At 66.3% G+C, this 16,597-nt stretch carries 14 protein-coding genes; 6 read left to right on the top strand and 8 right to left on the bottom strand.

The features are described 5' to 3' along the window. Positions 1-6: 6 nt before the first annotated feature. From BES08_RS11420 to BES08_RS11405, 4 genes are all read right to left on the bottom strand, one after another. Positions 7-432, bottom strand: a complete 426-nt coding sequence (locus BES08_RS11420; protein WP_069708345.1) for a hypothetical protein — start codon at positions 430-432, stop codon at positions 7-9. Beyond that, positions 429-2,828, bottom strand: a complete 2,400-nt coding sequence (locus tag BES08_RS11415) for a DNA translocase FtsK (protein ID WP_069708344.1) — start codon at positions 2,826-2,828, stop codon at positions 429-431. Before BES08_RS11415 ends, BES08_RS11420 begins: the two co-directional genes overlap by 4 nt. A gap of 240 nt (positions 2,829-3,068) precedes the next feature. After that, a complete protein-coding gene (locus tag BES08_RS11410; protein WP_069708343.1) occupies positions 3,069-4,913 on the bottom strand; it encodes a flavin-containing monooxygenase in 1,845 nt (614 codons plus the stop codon). Positions 4,914-4,994: 81 nt separating this feature from the next. Next, positions 4,995-5,921: an SDR family NAD(P)-dependent oxidoreductase gene (locus BES08_RS11405; protein WP_036526899.1), complete on the bottom strand. Its 927-nt coding sequence runs from the start codon at positions 5,919-5,921 to the stop codon at positions 4,995-4,997. Positions 5,922-6,193: 272 nt separating this feature from the next. On the opposite strand from BES08_RS11405, the gene BES08_RS11400 reads away from it, so the two are divergent. From BES08_RS11400 to BES08_RS11375, 6 genes are all read left to right on the top strand, one after another. Continuing rightward, positions 6,194-7,786: an NHL repeat-containing protein gene (locus BES08_RS11400; RefSeq protein WP_069708342.1), complete on the top strand. Its 1,593-nt coding sequence runs from the start codon at positions 6,194-6,196 to the stop codon at positions 7,784-7,786. 12 nt (positions 7,787-7,798) lie between these two features. After that, on the top strand, positions 7,799-8,212 hold the full coding sequence (locus BES08_RS11395) for an EthD domain-containing protein (protein ID WP_008830810.1): 414 nt from the start codon (positions 7,799-7,801) through the stop codon (positions 8,210-8,212). Between the two features lie 135 nt (positions 8,213-8,347). Continuing rightward, complete coding sequence (locus tag BES08_RS11390; protein WP_036526901.1) at positions 8,348-9,595, top strand: MFS transporter; 1,248 nt, start codon at positions 8,348-8,350, stop codon at positions 9,593-9,595. 82 nt (positions 9,596-9,677) lie between these two features. Then, positions 9,678-11,036, top strand: a complete 1,359-nt coding sequence (locus BES08_RS11385) for an aromatic ring-hydroxylating oxygenase subunit alpha (RefSeq protein WP_008830808.1) — start codon at positions 9,678-9,680, stop codon at positions 11,034-11,036. Positions 11,037-11,160: 124 nt separating this feature from the next. After that, complete coding sequence (locus tag BES08_RS11380) at positions 11,161-12,075, top strand: glyoxalase (RefSeq protein WP_069709228.1); 915 nt, start codon at positions 11,161-11,163, stop codon at positions 12,073-12,075. A gap of 46 nt (positions 12,076-12,121) precedes the next feature. Continuing rightward, positions 12,122-12,499 (top strand): Rap1a/Tai family immunity protein, encoded by a 378-nt coding sequence (locus BES08_RS11375; RefSeq protein ID WP_069708341.1) that lies wholly within the window; start codon positions 12,122-12,124, stop codon positions 12,497-12,499. A 32-nt stretch (positions 12,500-12,531) separates the two neighbouring features. Here BES08_RS11375 and BES08_RS11370 read toward each other — a convergent pair whose 3' ends face one another. The 4 genes from BES08_RS11370 to BES08_RS11355 all read right to left on the bottom strand — a co-directional run bounded on the left by BES08_RS11370 (position 12,532) and on the right by BES08_RS11355 (position 16,594). After that, positions 12,532-13,242: a hypothetical protein gene (locus BES08_RS11370; protein ID WP_069708340.1), complete on the bottom strand. Its 711-nt coding sequence runs from the start codon at positions 13,240-13,242 to the stop codon at positions 12,532-12,534. 61 nt (positions 13,243-13,303) lie between these two features. Then, positions 13,304-13,606: a hypothetical protein gene (locus BES08_RS11365; protein ID WP_008830804.1), complete on the bottom strand. Its 303-nt coding sequence runs from the start codon at positions 13,604-13,606 to the stop codon at positions 13,304-13,306. A 112-nt stretch (positions 13,607-13,718) separates the two neighbouring features. After that, positions 13,719-16,091: an outer membrane protein assembly factor BamB family protein gene (locus BES08_RS11360; protein ID WP_231957979.1), complete on the bottom strand. Its 2,373-nt coding sequence runs from the start codon at positions 16,089-16,091 to the stop codon at positions 13,719-13,721. Between the two features lie 275 nt (positions 16,092-16,366). Continuing rightward, entirely contained in the window at positions 16,367-16,594 is a 228-nt protein-coding gene (locus BES08_RS11355; protein ID WP_008830802.1) for a DUF2171 domain-containing protein, read from the bottom strand. Positions 16,595-16,597: the final 3 nt, after the last annotated feature.

The raw sequence follows: 16,597 nt of genomic DNA, 5'->3' as shown, positions 1-16,597 counted from the left end.
CGACCGTCACCGGGTCAGTATCCCCTGGCACACGTAGCGGATGACCAGGCCGTCCTCGTTGTCCCAGCGCACCCGCTGCGTCGCGCCCGGCGTCGCCGAGCCGCCAAGCGGCGCGCCGCCCGGATTGAGCACCTGCCATTGCTCCACCCGCGTGGTTCCTGCGGTGCAGTTCACGCTGCGCAGCATGAACTGCATGGTGCCGCGCGGCATCTGGCCTTGCGCCTTGGTCAGTACATCCAGTTCGCGGAAGGTGCGGCCGAGACCGCCCGCCCTCATACTCGCCGTGTCGATGCGGACGCTGCGGCCCACGGCGGTCTCGACCTCCTGCTTGAACACGCGCACCCAGTTGCCCGAGGTCGCGGTGAGCGTGGATGTCGCCGCGACGGAAACCACGGGGGCACCGGCCAGCACCAGCGCGACGATGAGCCTCAAAGCGGGCTCCCGTTCTCGTCACGGTAGATGTCGCGGCGGCCGACGTGGTTGGCGGGGCCGACGTAGCCGTCCTGCTCCATGCGCTCGACCCATTTGGCGGCGGTGTTGTAGCCCACGCCCATCTGGCGCTGCAGCCACGATACCGAGACCTTCTGGTTCTCGAACACCAACTGGCAAACCTGCCGGTACTTGCGCTCGTCGGGCTGGTCCGAGGCCGTCGCGTCGAGGTCGTCGAAGCCGAAGCTGCCTTCCTCGGGCTCGTTGGTGACGGCGTCCACGTAGTCCGGCTTGCCCTGCGAGCGCCAGTACGTGGCGACGTGCTCGACTTCTTCGTCCGAGACGAAGGGCCCATGGACGCGCTTGATGGGGTCGGAGCTGGGCTTGTAGAGCATGTCGCCCTTGCCCAGCAGCTGCTCCGCGCCCTGTTCGCCAAGGATCGTGCGGCTGTCGATGCGGCTGGTGACGGCGAAGGACACGCGGGTCGGCAGGTTGGCCTTGATGACGCCGGTGATGACGTCGACCGACGGACGCTGCGTCGCCATGATGAGGTGGATGCCCGCCGCGCGGCTCTTCTGGGAGAGACGCTGGATGAGAACTTCGATTTCCTTGCCGACGGTGACCATGAGGTCGGCGAGTTCGTCGACGATCAGGACGATCTGCGGCAGCGCCTCATAGTCGAGCTGGCGGTCCTCGTAGAGTTCCTCGCCCGTTTCGGGATCGAAGCCGATCTGGATGCGGCGGCCCAGCGGCTTGCCCTTGGCGGCGGCGGTGCGGACCTTCTCGTTGAAGCTGGCGAGGTTGCGGACCGAAATCTCGCTCATCTGGCGATAGCGGCGCTCCATTTCCTCGACCGCCCACTTGAGCGCGCGGATCGCCTTGGGCGGTTCGGTGACCACGGGCGAGAGCAGGTGCGGGATGTCGTCGTAGCTCTTGAGTTCGAGAACCTTGGGATCGACGAGGATCAGGCGACACTGCGCAGGCGTCAGGCGGTACAGCAGCGACAGCAGGATGGCGTTGAGACCGACCGACTTGCCCGAACCCGTCGTACCCGCGACGAGCAGGTGCGGCATCGTCGCCAGATCGGCGACGACCGGCTCGCCGGCGATGTCCTTGCCCAGGATGATCGGCAGCATGCCCTTGTGATGGGCGAAGGCTTCGGAGGCGACCATCTCCTTGAAGGAGACCATCTGGCGGTTGGCGTTGGGCAGCTCGATGCCCATGACCGTGCGGCCGGGGATCGAGGACACGCGGGCCGAGATCGCCGACATATTGCGCGCGATGTCGTCCGCCAGACCGATGACGCGGCTGGCCTTGATACCGGGCGCCGGTTCCAGTTCGTACATGGTGACGACCGGGCCGGTGCGCACGGCGGTGATCTCGCCCTTGACGTTGAAGTCGTCGAGCACCGTTTCCAGTAGGCGGGCGTTGCGTTCTAGGCTGAGCTTGTCGATCTTGGGCTGCGAGTTCGGTGCCGGGTCGGCCAGGAGGTCGAGGCTAGGCAACTCGTATTTGTCGAACATGTCCTTCTGGCGGCTGTCCGAACCGAACTGCGCGGGGATCGGCGCGGCCTTGGGGGCGCTGATTTCGGGTGCCTTGCGGGCAGGCGCAGAGGCAGCAGCAGGCATCTCGGCGGCGCGCAGCGGGGCTTCGGCCTTCTCCGGCTTGTCCGCACGCTCGGCCTTGGGCTCCCGTTCCTTGCCGGGCTTGAACGGCAGGTCTTCGGCGGACGGGAGGCTGATCGGGAGGCGGCCGATGCGGCCTGGTAAGGTCAGCAGGCGCGCCCAGTCGAAGGCGAAGACGCGGCCCGCCAGCACGAGGCCGAGGCCGAGGCAGATCACGGCCAGAGCGAACTTGATCCCGCCATGCGCCGCCTCGGGCGCAAGGCCCGCCAGCGCGGTGATCGCCTTGGCGCCCAGCAGCCCGGAAATGCCGCCCATCGAGGCGGGTAGGGTACCGCCCGGCTTGGTGAACCATAGCGAGAGAACCGTGGCGATCAGCAGCATCGACAGCGCCAGCACCCCGACCGGCACCCACCAGCGCTGGTCGGTATGCTCGACCTCGCCGTCGTCCTCCTCTACCAGCAACCACAGCTTGCGGCCGAAGACGTAGAGCAGAGGCACGAACAGCGCGGAAACCGGACCGAACAGGAACAGCGCGCGCTCGGCCGTCCAGGCGCCGGTCACGCCCATCCAGTTCTGCACGTCGCCGCCCGCGGCGGTGGAGGTGGAGGGGTCGGTCTGGTGGTAGCTCACCAGCGCGAGGGCGAGGAACACCATGCCCGCAAAGAGCACCAGCGCGCCGGACAGCTCTCCGGCACGGCGCAGCGAGCGCTTGAGTACGGCGCGCCAGTCCGGCTTGGCGATACGCCGACCGGGCGCGATGGGGCGGGTGGCCATTAAAATTTCCCTCGGGGTTTCCGGGGGCGATTATGCGTTCGCGGGGGACTCCGCGTCAAGAATAGACCGGGAACAGGGCTGTGGAGGCCGGTGAGCCGCATCGTCGTCCAGGACTTGACCCGGGACCGGTGGCTGTCTTCAGGTGTGAGCCATCAGCCGGGCACGCCGACGTGAGGTGGGCGGTTCATGGCCAGCGGTCCCGGATCAAGTCCGGGACGACGGGATCAACCGCCCCTCACTTCAATTCACCGGCTCACGCGCCTCGAACGCCACGCCCGGCAGGTCGGGCGACAGGCGCCAGTCCGCCAGCATGTCGCGCCAGGCGTCCCAGCCGGGCAGGTAGCCCTTGAACAGCGCCCACTTCAGTTCCTTGTCGCCTTCGTTGTTGAAGTAGCTGGGCGTGCAGCCCTGCTGGAACTCGGACATGTCGACCTCGTTGGCGCGGCAGTGCGCCACGTAGCCGGCGACGCCCTCGGCGGTGGCGCAGAACTTGTCGGCACCGCGCCGCACGGTCTCACCGATCATGAAGGCCAGGTGTTCGGCCTGCCGCCCGAACTGCTCGGTGGTGCTGGAGTTTGTCGCACCCTGGATGTAGCCCATGTAGAACATTCCGGGGAACTTGTCGGTGGTGACGCCGTGGAGGGTGGCGGGGCCGTTCTCCCAGTGGTCGTAGATCGACAACCCGTTCTCGCCCTTGACGGTGGCGATGCCCCAGCGGCGTTTCAGGTCCGACGTCACCTCGAAGCCGGAGGCGAAGATCATCAGGTCGACTTCGTACTCCACGCCGTCGGCGACAAAGCCCTTTTCGGTCATGCGCTCCACGCCCTGCGTGGCGGAAACGTCGATCAGCTTGACGTTGGGCTGGTTGAAGGTGGGGTAGTAGTCGTTGTTCGACAGCGGCCGCTTGCACATGAACCGGAACCACGGCTTGAGGCTTTCGGCGGTTTCCTTGTCCTCGACGATCGCATCGACGCGGCGGCGCAGGCGTTCCATGACCTGATAGTCCACCACGTCGCGCCGCGCCATGATCTCGCCGATATCGAGTTGCGGGAAGCCGTCCGCTTCCAGTTCGAGGTTCAGGTTGCGGCTGATCTCGGTCCAGATGTCGCAGATCTGGTCGGGCTCGCCGGGCAGGAAGAAAGCTTGCGCGCCCCGATGGAAGTTCGCCATGCGCTCCTGCTGCCAGCCGGGCTGGAGCGAGGCTGCCCAGTCGGGATCGGTCGGCGGATTGGGCCGCTCGTCGATGTTCGACGGCGTACGCTGCAGGACGTAGAGTTGCTTGGCGTACTTGCCGAGATAGGGCACCGCCTGAACCGAGGTCGCGCCGGTGCCGACGATGGCGACGCGCTTGTCACGCAGCTTTTCCAGCTCGGGTGCGGTCCACGATCCGCCGCTGTAGTCATGCTCCCAGCGGCTGGTGTGGAACATCTTGCCCTTGAAGTCGTGGATGCCGGGGATGCCGGGCAGCTTGGGCATGTTCATCACGCCGCCCGCCATGACCACGAAACGCGCGCGGATGTCGTCGCCGCGATTGGTCCTGACGTGCCAGCGCTTGATGGATTCGTCCCAGACGATCCCTTCCACCAGCGTGTGGAACAGCGCCTTGTCGGCCAGCTCGAAATCCTCGGCCATCTTCTGGCAATAGGCCTGGATTTCCCAGCCGTCGGAGAACTTCTTCGACGGCATGTAGCCCGTCTCTTCGAGCAGCGGCAGGTAGCAGTAGGCGTCGTTGTCGCACTGCACGCCGGGATAGCGGTTCCAGTACCAGACGCCGCCGAAACCGCCCGCATGGTCGATGTTGCGCACGTTGGTCACGCCCTGCTTGCGCAAGTGATAGCCCGCAAGGATGCCGGAGAACCCGGCGCCCAGGATCGCCACGTCGATGTCCTCGACCAGCGGCGCGCGCTCGGCAACGGGCGTGAAGGGATCATGGGCATAGTTGTCCGAGAAGTCCCCGGTCGGGCGCACGTACTGCTCGCCGCCCTCGCGGCGCAGGCGCTTGTCACGCTCGGCGAGGTACTTCGCCTTGAGCGCCGGAATGTCGAGTTCGTCCGGCGCGGGCACGTCGGTTTTAAGGCAGGTCATGTCCAATCCCACTTCGTTCGAGGGCGCTGATCTGTGAGTGGCGGTGGCTCGCACGGCAGTATAAGTCAACAGTGGTGTTGATTATTGCGCCTCGGCGATTTCGGAACGCGCCATGGCGAAGCTGTAGCCGAGGTGTTCGATGTATCCGTGCAGGCCGAGATCGAGCAGGCCGTCCTTGTCGTGCCATGCCTCGGTCGCGCTGCCGACGTCCTCGATCGTCCAGTGCGGGCGGTAGGTGCCGACGGTCTCGGCGATGAACATGCGCGAGATGCGACCCGCCATCGAAGACACCATCTCCCCCGAAACCGAGCAGCTTTCATGGCACAGCCAGCCCACCACCGGGGCGACCAGTTCCGGTCCCATCGGCGGATACTGCGAGATGTCGAGGCCGTCGGCCATGCGGGTGACTGCGCCGGGAGCGATGATGTTGCATTTCACCCCGTGCGCCTCGCCCTCCAGCGCGGCGATGTTGTTGAGGCCGATCATGCCCGACTTCGAAACGCCGTAGTTGACGCAGTTGACGTTGCCGTAGGCGCCGCCGATCGAGCTGGTCAGCACGATGCGCCCGTAGCCCGCGTCGCACATCGGTCCGAACGCCGCCTGCACGACGTGGAAGGCGCCGAGCAGGTGGACGTCCACCACCGCGCGGAAGTCCTCGTAGGGGATGTCGCGGATCGATCCGTAGCGCACGTTGCCCGCATTGTGGATCAGCACGTCGATGCGGCCCCAGGTGTCGAGCGCGGCCTGGACGATGGCGCGGCCGCCTTCCGGCGTAGCGACGGTATCGGCGTTGGCGATCGCCTCGCCGCCCGCCGCGACGATCTCATCCACCACGCTTTGCGCGACGCTTGTATCCGGTCCATCCCCACGGATCGCTCCGCCCAGATCGTTGACGACGACCTTGCAGCCGCGCTCGGCGAGCAGCAGGGCATAGGAGCGGCCGAGGCCACGGCCACCGCCAGTGACTACCGCGACGCGGCCGTCGAAACGCAGTTCAGGGGTAGGCATGGGGACTGTCCTCTCTCGGGGCGAGCGCGTCCGCCGGGAAAACCGGCGGCGTTCGGGGCTCGGCGTTCCGGTCGGGGCGCGTCTCAATGGGTTATTCGGTCTGGTGGACGAATATCTGCACGCAGCCGCGCTTGGCAACGACGGGCACGTCGCTCAGGCGATGCTGTGTCTGAAGCCTGACGGAGACAGGCACATCGCGTTGCGCGCATTCGCGCCCGCCTATACCGTCCGGCCAAAGATCTGGCGACGCGCCAGAGGAGAGGGATGTATACATGCTGGAAGCCGCTGGCCGTAATGCCAATGCGATAACCGCGAAGCCTGGCGAGGGCTGGGGCCTGCACCGCATGACCCCGGCGAGCCGCCTCAACGGCGCCAACGGCATCCGCGCCGGTGGCGATGGGCGCATCTACGTGGCGCAAGTGGCGGGCAGCAAGGTCAGCGCGATCGACGTCGACAGCGGCGCGATCGAGACGATCAGTGCCAATGGTGGCGGCATCGTCGGTCCGGACGACCTCGCCTTCGACGAGGCGGGCAACCTGTATTGCACCGAGATCACCGAGGGCCGCGTCTCGATGATGACGCCCTCGGGGCAATACCGGGTGATCCACGGCGACATGCCGGTGGCGAACCCGATCACGTACCATCAGGGCCGCCTGATCGCGGGCGAACTGCGCATCGGCGGGCGCATCATGGAACTCGACCGCGACGGCGGCGCACCGCGCGTCATCTTCGAGGGGGTGCCGATGGCCAATGCCTTCGAGGTGGGCCCGGACGGCAAGCTCTACTTCCCGGCTCAGGGCGCGAACGAGATCTGGCGCATCGGCCTCGACGGCGGCGAGCCGGAAGTCGTAGCGAGGGACCTCGGCGTGCCGGATTCGGTGAAGTTCCACCCCGACGGCTCCATCATCTCCACGCAGGTCTATTCGGGGCAAGTGCTCAAGATCGACCCGCGCACCGGCACCAAGACGGTGCTGGCCGACATCGGGCCGGGGCTCGACAACGTGGCCTTCGTGAACGGGCGCACGTTCGTCAGCCACATCAACGGCTCGATCACCGAGATCACCGCGCCGGGGCAGACCCGGCCGCTGGTGGAGAAAGGGCTGCAGTGGCCGCTCGGCCTCGCGGTCGATGCCAACGGGCACGTTTTGGTGGCGGACGGCGGGTTCACCTACCTGCTGCGCACCGGCGAGCCGTTGCAACTGGCGGGCATGCTGTTCTCGCCCGGCTTCCCCGGCTGGGTGCGCGACGTCGCGGCGAGCGGCCCCGACGAATGGATCGTCACCACCGCCAACGGCGACGTCGCCCGCTGGAACCCGGCGGCGGCGACCAGCGAGGTGCTGACGAGCGGCCACGACCTGCTGATGGGCGTTGCCGTCACCCCCGGCGGCGTCGTCTTCGCCGAGTTCGGCACCGGCAAGGTCCATGCGATCGAGGGCGGCAACGTCGCCGAACTGGCCAGCGGCCTCGACCGGCCGATGGGCGTCGCGGTGTCCGGCGACAGCACCGTCTACGTCGCCGAAAGCGGCGCGGGCCGCGTGGTGAAGCTGGTCGGCGGGCGCAAGGAAGTGGTGCTCGACGGTCTCGCCCGGCCCGAGGGGCTGGCCATCGCGGGCGGCACGCTGTTTGTCGCCGATCCGGGCGGGAATGCGCTTGTCGCCAGTGATCTGGCGGGCGGCGCGCGCGAGGTCGTCGCCAGTGACTTGCCGATGGGCGGGCCGGGCGGGTTGCAGCCGGTACAGCTTGGCGGCGTGGGCGACATGTGCGGGCCGATGAACACATTTACCGGCGTCGCCGTGGCGCCCGACGGCACCGTCTACCTCTCCGCCGATGCCGAGGGCAGCGTCCTCGCCCTTCGCCGTCTCTAAGGGGGCCTTCCGATGCTCAAGCAGATCTGCTTCTTCCGCAAGCGCTCGGACATGACCATGGACGAATTCATGGACTACTACGAGAACCAGCACTCGCAGCTGGCGAAGAAGTCCGGCGCCAAGCCCGCGATCCCCAATGCGGTGCGCTATGTGCGGCGCTATCTGGTGCCGGAGAAGAACCCCATCACCGGGCAAATCCACGATCCGGGCTACGACTGCATCATGGAAATCTGGTGGAACAGCCGCGAGGATTTCGAGCGCTCGCAGGCGATCATCGCCTCGCCCGAACGCCTGCCGATGACCAGGGCGGATGAGGAAAAGCTCTTCGCGAGCCACGACAACCCGGTCGTGACCTGCATCGAGTACGATTCGCCGATGGGTCCGAACGGCGAGGCGACGCATGTGGACTTGCGCTATGAGGGGTGACCCCGCTCGTCGTCCCGGACTTGATCCAGGACCGGTGGCTGTCTCTAGCCGCGCGCCATCGGCAAGGCGCCCCCACGCGAGGCTGCGCCTCACGACCGGCCCGCGGTCCCGGGTCGAGCCCCGGACGACGTGAGCATGCACGCCCCCACATCTCCAACCGCTCGCGACGAATGGCGCGCGCATCCGCTGCTGCCGGTGGCGGCGGGACTGGGCTATGCCACCAGCGTCATCCACATCTACGGCATCGGCCCGTTCTACGGCCCTGTCGCGACCGAGTTCGGCTGGAGCCGCACCGAAGTCACCTTCGGCCTGACGCTGGCGACGCTGGTGCAGGCGGTGGGCGGTGTGTTCATCGGCCTCGCGGTCGACCGCTTCGGCCCGCGCCGGTTCGGGGTGATCGGGCTGGTGCTGCTGGGCATCGCCTTCGCCCTGCTAGGCACCGCCGACGGATCGCTGCTCAATTGGTATCTGCTATGGGGTCTGGTCGCGCTGGCGGCACTGCCGGTCCAGGCATCGGTATGGACGAGCGCTGTCGCCTCGCGATTCACGGTATCGCGTGGGATGGCCTTTGCGGTGACCTTGTGTGGAGCCTCCATCGCCGCAGGGGTGTTCCCGCCAATGGCGACCTGGCTGATCAGCGCGCTCGGCTGGCGCGGGGCCTTCCCGGTGCAGGCGGCGATCTGGCTGGGCGTTGCGTTTCCTGTGATCTTCGTTTTCTTCCACGGCCGCTATGACAAAGGCCGCAAGCAGAAGGCACAGGACGCTGCGGCTCGCCCCGCAGACCTGCCCGGCGCCAGCTTGCGCGATGGGATGACCTCCAGCGTCTACCACCGCCTGTTCATCGCCTGTCTGCTGTTCACCTTCACGGTGATCGCGCTGGTGGTTCACTTCACCGCGATTCTCGGCGATGCCGGGGCAAGCCCGATGATGGCCGCCGCGATCGCCTCGTTCGTAGGCTGGTTCTCGCTGGCCGGGCGGCTGGGGACCGGAGCGCTGCTCGACCGGCTCCCCGCCTCGCTGGTGGGCGCGGCGGTGTTTATGCTGCCGGTCCTAGGCTGCCTGCTGCTCCTGCTCGGCGGCGGATCGCTGTGGGCGATGGGTGTGGCCTCGGCGCTGATCGGGCTGACGCTGGGGGCGGAGATCGACGTTGTCGTCTACCTGCTCACCCGGCATTTCGGGCTGCGCAACTTCGGGGGGCTCTATGGCGGGCTGCTGGCGGCGCTGTCGATCGGCACGGCCACCGGGCCGCTCGCCGCCGCGCAGTTCTACGACCGGACCGGCAGTTACGCGGGCTTTCTGTGGCTGGCGCTCGCCTTCATGGCCGCGAGCAGCGTGGCGATCGGCACGCTGCCAAGGGGCAAGGCCGCCTATGCCGCACATTGAAGGAACGCCCGGGCGGTTTGCCCCGCCATGCCGATAATGAGATAACGGCCGCAAACCCGAACAAGCAGGAACGAGGATATCCATGGGCGAAATCGGCAAGATCGTTCAGGCGCCCGAAGAACTGGTCGCGCCGGTCAACGTGCCCGCCGAGGCTTACGTCTCCCCCGAATACGCGCGTGCCGAAGTGGACAAGCTGTGGCGCAAGGTCTGGCTGCAGGCCGGGCGGGTGGAGGACATCCCCGAGGTGGGCGACTTCATCACCTTCGATATCGTCCACGACTCGGTCGTCATCGTGCGTGCTTCGGCGGACGACATTCACGCCTTCCACAACGTCTGCCCGCACAGGGGCCGCAGGCTGGTCGATACGCCTCCCGGCCAACGCAACGCGCGCGGCAATCGCAAAACGTTGATCTGCGGCTATCATGGCTGGACCTTCGGCCTCGACGGCGCAAACTCCTATGTCGAGCATCAGGACGACTGGCAGGGACATCTTTGCGCGGGCCGCGCCGATCTGGGCAAAGTGCGGGTGGAGACGTGGGGCGGCTGGCTGTGGATCACGCTCGACCCCGAGGCGATGCCGCTGGCGGAATACCTTAGCCCGGCCGCGACGATGCTCGATCCTTACGGCCTCCAGAACATGCGCCCGCGCTGGCGCAAGTGGGTGGTGTTCGAATGCAACTGGAAGGTGGCGATGGAGGCCTTCTGCGAGACTTACCACGTCTCCACTACACATCCCGAATTCATGGAGTTTGGCCAGTTCCGGGGCTGGGCGCGCAATCAGGGCCTGCATTCCAACATCGGCTACGAGGCGCCGAAAGGTCAGGAGGAGGACTCCGGCAAGCTGCGCCTCGGTGCCGGCGAAGACCCGCGCCTGACCACGGCGGATATGCAGAACTTCACCTGGGCCAATGCCAATACCAACACCACGATGACGCTGGTGGGCGTGGCCAACCGGCTCCGGGACGAGCTGCCCGAAGGCACCCCGGCGGCGGAGGTTTCCAAATACTGGATCCAGACCGCCAAGGCCGAGGACGCGGCGCGCGGCGTCGTCTGGGCGCAGGTCGATCCGCTCCATACCGCACAGGCGGGGACGGCCTGGCAGATTTTCCCGAACTTCCAGATCGGCCATGCGGTCAACAACATGCTGTGCTACCAGGCGCGGCCCTATGGCACCGATCCGGACAAGTGCATTTTCGAGGCGGCCGTTTACGAACTCTGGCCTGAGGGGCAGGCCCCGCAGACCGACTGGGAATACACCGAGCCGGCCGACTGGCCGCCGGTGCTGCAGCAGGACTTTGCCAACATGGCGGCGGTGCAGCAGGGGATGAAGAACGTCGGCTTCCGGGGGGCGCAGCCCAATCCCTACATGGAACGCTCGGTCGCCTCGCTGCACATGAACCTCGCGAAGTTCATGGGGACAGGCGCGCCCAAGACGTACTGAGGTGTAACCCGAGCGGGCTTCGACAAACTCAGGGGAGCGGGGGTAATCTAAAGCCCTCAACCCGCTCAGGCTGAGCTTGTCGAAGCCCGTGCGCGCGAGACGCGGCAAAGGGAGGAAACAGGCCATGCAATTCCCTCTCGTCCACGTCAGCTGGGCGTTGGCCGATAACGCGCAGCGCCCGGCTTGCGACGCCTTCTTCCGCGAGGTGTTCGGCGCGCAGACCGCCTACGAGATTCGCGTCACGCCCGAGACGGAAAAGCTGGGCCTCGACCGCGAGGAATCGCTGCTGATGATCGGCGATACCATGGTCATCCCGATCGCGCCCGCGGGCCGGGGCGCCGAGAAGGGCAACCCGCTGGGCGAAATGCTGCGCCGCTCGGCCGCGCCGGGCCGCTGGATCGGGCTGGCGCTCAAGGTCGGTGATCTGGCGCAGGCGGACGCCTGGTTCGCCGCGCGCGGTTTCAAGCGGTTCTACGATCCGGGAATGGAAGCGCACTATTTCCTCGTGCCCAAGGGGCAGATGCTGGGGATGCGGCTGGAAATCGTGAAGCAGGACATGCCGAACGATCCGCGCCGTGATCCGGCATGGTTTCCGGCGAAGGACGATCCGCTCGGCATCGAGGGCCTGCAGGCGGTGGGCGTCAGCACGCCCACGCTGGCAGAGGCGCAGGCGCTGTTCGCGGATAAGCTGGGATGCAAGGACCTCGGCGGACGCGATCTTCCCGAAGCGCGCTGCGCAGCTTTTGCCATTGGTGACACTGTGCTGGAAACGCTGGAAGGCACACCCGGCTCCGCCGCTGCACACCACGCTGCGGAGGTGAAGGGGATCTGCCACCTTGTGTTCAAGCTGCGCGATGCGGCGGCCGCGGCCGCTAGGCTGCGCGGTCAGGGTCTGCCGCTGATCGGTGAGGTGGAAGACCGCTTCGCCATTCATCCCGACGCCGCGCACGGGCGCCTGATCTGGCTGACCGGAGTGACGCCGCCGGGCTATCCCCCGCCCGGCTCGCGGCTCGGAACGGGTATCGCCTTGCCGCGTTGATGGCCGCAGGCGGCAATGGGCCGTCATGACTCGGAGATGAAGGGCGATGAAGTCCGGAAAGTCAGTCTGCCTGATGGCGGCAGCGGTGCTGGGTGCGGGAGTTATGCCGGTCCCGGCCGAGGCCAGCTTCTATTCCGGCGAGGAGCTTCTCAAAGTCTGCACCGCGCAGCGCGGCAGCGCGGCCTATGTCGAGAACACCTACGAATGCATCGCCTACATCACGGGTAGCGTCGATGCCTTCAACACGTATCGTCGCACCATCAGCATGAAGAGCTGCATCCCCGAGGACGTGACGATCGCCCAGCTTCGCAGGGTGACGGTGGCTTATCTGCAGGATAATCCGGGCAAGCGCGAGGAGGCCGGATCGGCACTGGTCTTCGCCGCGACGCGTCAGGCTTGGCCCTGTGCCAAAAAGGCAAGGTAGCGGGCGCGCCGATCGATTTGCTTCGTCCGGGATCAGCCCCCAGTATTCGCGAAGGACTGCAGGCGGATGCGCGGGAACACCTCTTCCAGCGGCTTCACGTCGGGGGTGACGTAAACGTAGCCGCCTTTCTTGCGGAATAGCGGGCTGATCGTCTTCGTGTAGAACGCGATCGGCACGTTGATGCAGCCGAAGGTGATGCGGTTGTCATCGCTGGTGGGAGAGAGCATCCGTTCGCGGCGCTTTTCCTTGGGCTTGCCGGGGCGGGGAATGGGATGAAGCGCCACCGAGGTGGCGTAATCTACCCACAGGACCCGCGTGTTGCCCGCCGCCACGCCGAACCGAGCAAGAAACCTCCCGGCAGGCGTCGTCTTTTCGGCGGGACCGATTTCCGACAGGTTCTTGCTGCCGATGCCCGGACTCGCATCGTCTCCCGGCGCTATGCCGAGCAGGACGGGAACCTGCCCGAGCTTCTTGCCCTTCGCGTCGAACAGCAGCAGCGCTGCCGCCTTCTTGTCGACGATCGCGTAGGGCAGGGCGTTGTTATCTCCCGACGCGGCGATCCAGTCGGCGACGCGGGTGGCGTCTTGCGGCTGGATCGCCGGGCTCGGTTCGGCAGTTTCTTGCGTCTGCGATGTCTTCGGCCCCGCGGACCGGGAAACCTGTGCCGCCCACGCAGGAGCGGAGCCTGTCAGCGCCGCGCCGGTCAGAAATAGTCCGGCGAGCGCCCTGGAAACCGTGCTCATCGCTGTCAAAGTACTCGAATCAAGCCGGGAAGATCAGGCCAGAAAGCTCGGGCAGTCGGCGTCAGTTGCGGGCGCGCTTGCGCTGGGCTTCGGCCATGCGCTGTTCGACGCTGTCGACGCGGGCGCCGAGCTGGTCGATGCGCTGGCTGTTCTGCTGGGCCTGGCCGGATGCGGCCTGCGCTTCGGAGCGGGCGGCCTGCGCGGTGGCGTCGGTCTGCTGCAGCTTGCTGTCGAGCGCATCGACGCGCTGGTTCACGACGGCGACCTGTTCGCGCACGAAACCCTTGGTGGCGCAGCCGCCGAGACCCATGGAGCCGGCCAGGATGACCACGGCCGGAGCGATTTTCTTGAAGGTGGGCGACATTGTTTTTCTCCTAACGGTCAACAGACCGGAATCGTCCAAGCCCAGCCTTCGGGGTTCGACAATTCGATTCTGGCCGGTCGTGCTTCCGCTCCGATGAACGGAAATCCTTAGGTTAGCGAACGCCTGAGACGGGAAAAGTTCCAAAAGGACCATTGGAATTTTCGCCGACGAGCTCTCCGTCCCGCACCGTTACATCGTATTTCACGGTGATCGGCATGGGCATCGAGGCACGTCCCTGGAACTTCGCGCGGCCGTCCCTGATCCCCCCGGCGACATCGACAGTGCCTTGTTCCGCCGAGACTTTCCCGGTCACGACGCTGCCTTTGACGATGAGGTCCATGACCGCCTTCTGCGGGCCGATCGGCGACTGGATGATCACGTTCCAGCGCCCTGCGAAGTCCTGCGGTTTTGCATTGCTGATTTTCGAGGCCTTCGCCTTTTCTAGCAGCGCCTTTCGTTCGGCCGGAGCGGCCTGGGCGCGGGCGCGCAGATAGAATCGCAGGGTTTCCAGTTCCGCGTCGGTGAACTCCGGGAAGGGCGGCATGCCGTTCAGCTTGAGGCCGCCTTCCTTGACGATCGTGCGGAAGGTCGCCGCGTCGGTGATGACCGGCGAATAGCGCAAGTCCGGCGCCGCTCCGCCCGCAACCGCATTCCATCCGTGGCATACGATGCACGAACGGGTGCCGAACAGCATCGCCCCAGCTTGTGCCCGCGCGAGGTCTGGGCTGAAGTCGAGATCGGAAACCGGCTCCAGCGGCGGCACCGCGAAAGGCGGGATCGTGTCCTTGCCGTCCAGCGCGAACGTCAGCACGCGGCGCGGCAGGCGGTAGTCGGTGCGATAGGCGGCATTGCCCAGCGTCTGCATGCCTGCGCCTTGCCCGCCCGCGCCGGTGAGCACGGTGACGTACTGCCGTCCGTTCACGCGGTAGGAGATCGGTGCGCCGATGATCGGGCTCTCGGTCTTGTACGACCATAGTGCCTTGCCGGTCTTCGCATCGCGGGCGATGAACTTGCCGTCGATCTGGCCCTGCCACACCAGCCCGCCGGCCGAGGCCATGACCCCGCCCGGCCAGGTTCCGGGCAGGTCGATCCGCCATGCCTCGGTCTGCGTGACCGGGTTCCATGCCTTGAGGTAGCTGCGGTGGCCGCCGGGCAGTTCGACTTCGGGGATGAGCGTAACGCCCATGCCTGCGGCGAGTTCGCCGCCGCCCTTCTGGCCGTCGCCGATCAGGGCGGGCATGTCCATCACCGGCACGTAGACGAGGCCGGTCTGCGGGCTGTAGGCCTGCGGCTGCCAGGAATGCGCGCCGGTCGGCCCCGGCCACATCTCGAACAGCCCGGGCTTGCCGTTGTAACGGATGCCGGGATTTTCGACAGGACGTCCGGTCTTCGCATCGATGCGCTCGGCCCAAGTGACCTTGGCGATCTTCTGCGCGGAGATGAACTGGCCGGTCGCGCGGTCGATCACGTAGAAGAAGCCATTCTTGGGCGCCTGCATCAGCACCTTGCGATCCTTGCCGTCGATCGACAGCGTGGCGAGCGTCATGTCGGACGTCGCCGTGCAGTCCCACTGCTCCGCCGGGCATAGCTGGTAGTGCCACTTATATTCGCCGGTATCGACGTTCACCGCCACCACAGAGGCGAGGAACAGGTTGTCTCCGCCGCCGGGGCTGCGCAGCTTCTGGTTGTAGGGAAAGCCGTTGCCGACGCCGAGATAGACCAGCCGCAGCTGCGCATCATAGGCAAAGGCGTTCCACGCCGTTCCGCCGCCACCGCGCCGGGTGCCGTCGGGGTTCTTCCACCCGCCCGGCCATGTCCCCCGCATGACCTCTTCTGCCTTGCGGTTGGCGGGCGTCACCTCGTCGCCGGGCGTGGTGTAGAAGCGCCACGACAGCTTGCCGGTCTTCGCGTCGTAGGCGCTGACGAAGCCGCGCGCCGGGCTGATGTCGCCGCCACCGAAGCCGGTAATCACCTTGCCGCCGAATACGCGCGGCGGACCATTGGCATTGCGCGGGGCATTGTCGGGGAAGTCCATCGTCTTCCAGGTCTCCCGGCCGGTCTTCGCATCGAGCGAGACCACATAGCCGTCCGTCGTGACGAGGAAGACATGTCCCGCATCATAGGCGATGCCCTTGCTGCCCCACGACATCTGCAGCGCCGTCTTCGCCCGCTCGCGCGTGCCGCCGTCGTATTCCCACAGCTGTTTGCCAGTGACGGCGTCGAGTGCGCGGATGTGCGAATGGCCGGTGGTGATGAAGACCTTCCCCTCCGCCATCAGCGGCGTCGTGGGCGTGTAGCCCGGCTCGAGGTCGAAGTGCCAGGCCAGCTTCAGGCCGGAGACATTGCCGGTATCGATCTCCTCGAGCGGCGAATAATGCGTCTCGGTTCCCGTCCGACCCCAACTCGGCCATTCGTCCGGGTCAACGACGGTCTGTTCCTCTATCGGCTGAGCGGGGCGATTGCATGAAGACAGCGCAAATAGCATCGACGTCAACGCTAGTGGTACAGCGATCTTTCCCAGGCCAGAGACCACGCCGTCCTCCCCTTGCATCCGTTTTTTGTTGATGTTCCGACTATCAGCTGTGCCGGAAGCTGGGAAGAGATGCTATTCACTATGGATCATAACGGGCAAGGCATCGCCGAGGGGATGTGCTGCGCCGGATTGTCCGAATAGGAAAACCCCGGCCTTCCGTCAGGAAAGCCGGGGTCTCGCAAGGCAGTGCGCGAGGGGGTACGCACTGCCGGCTCGGTGGTCTTGGATCAGTTGGCGCCGACGCCCATCGGGATCGGCGTACCTTGCTTGAGGTAAACGCGATTATCCTCGATCTTGTCGACGTTCTCGAACGCGATGTAGTGATGTGCACCATCGGAACTGTCCGAACGGGTCAGCTTGATCTGGTCGTCCTTCACCTCGTCGATAGTCCCGACGTGCTGACCGGTGCTGGTCGTAACTTCCATGTGCTCACGCACGCGCAGCTTCTCGAACATGGT

It is taken from the genome of Novosphingobium resinovorum (assembly GCF_001742225.1).
GTDB classification, from domain to species: Bacteria; Pseudomonadota; Alphaproteobacteria; order Sphingomonadales; family Sphingomonadaceae; genus Novosphingobium; species Novosphingobium resinovorum_A.
Note: the sequence above shows the minus strand (reverse complement) of the source record. Positions and strands in the feature narration are given on the sequence as shown.

Bases quoted from the DNA above. Each gene is read 5' to 3' on its own strand.
- BES08_RS11415 (WP_069708344.1), bottom strand. From the start codon at position 2,828: ATGGCCACCCGCCCCATCGCGCCCGGTCGGCGTATCGCCAAGCCGGAC.
- BES08_RS11410 (WP_069708343.1), bottom strand. From the start codon at position 4,913: ATGACCTGCCTTAAAACCGACGTGCCCGCGCCGGACGAACTCGACATT.
- BES08_RS11405 (WP_036526899.1), bottom strand. From the start codon at position 5,921: ATGCCTACCCCTGAACTGCGTTTCGACGGCCGCGTCGCGGTAGTCACT.
- BES08_RS11400 (WP_069708342.1), top strand. From the start codon at position 6,194: ATGCTGGAAGCCGCTGGCCGTAATGCCAATGCGATAACCGCGAAGCCT.
- BES08_RS11395 (WP_008830810.1), top strand. From the start codon at position 7,799: ATGCTCAAGCAGATCTGCTTCTTCCGCAAGCGCTCGGACATGACCATG.
- BES08_RS11390 (WP_036526901.1), top strand. From the start codon at position 8,348: ATGCACGCCCCCACATCTCCAACCGCTCGCGACGAATGGCGCGCGCAT.
- BES08_RS11385 (WP_008830808.1), top strand. From the start codon at position 9,678: ATGGGCGAAATCGGCAAGATCGTTCAGGCGCCCGAAGAACTGGTCGCG.
- BES08_RS11380 (WP_069709228.1), top strand. From the start codon at position 11,161: ATGCAATTCCCTCTCGTCCACGTCAGCTGGGCGTTGGCCGATAACGCG.
- BES08_RS11375 (WP_069708341.1), top strand. From the start codon at position 12,122: ATGAAGTCCGGAAAGTCAGTCTGCCTGATGGCGGCAGCGGTGCTGGGT.
- BES08_RS11370 (WP_069708340.1), bottom strand. From the start codon at position 13,242: ATGAGCACGGTTTCCAGGGCGCTCGCCGGACTATTTCTGACCGGCGCG.
- BES08_RS11365 (WP_008830804.1), bottom strand. From the start codon at position 13,606: ATGTCGCCCACCTTCAAGAAAATCGCTCCGGCCGTGGTCATCCTGGCC.
- BES08_RS11360 (WP_231957979.1), bottom strand. From the start codon at position 16,091: ATGCTATTTGCGCTGTCTTCATGCAATCGCCCCGCTCAGCCGATAGAG.
- BES08_RS11355 (WP_008830802.1), bottom strand. From the start codon at position 16,594: ATGTTCGAGAAGCTGCGCGTGCGTGAGCACATGGAAGTTACGACCAGC.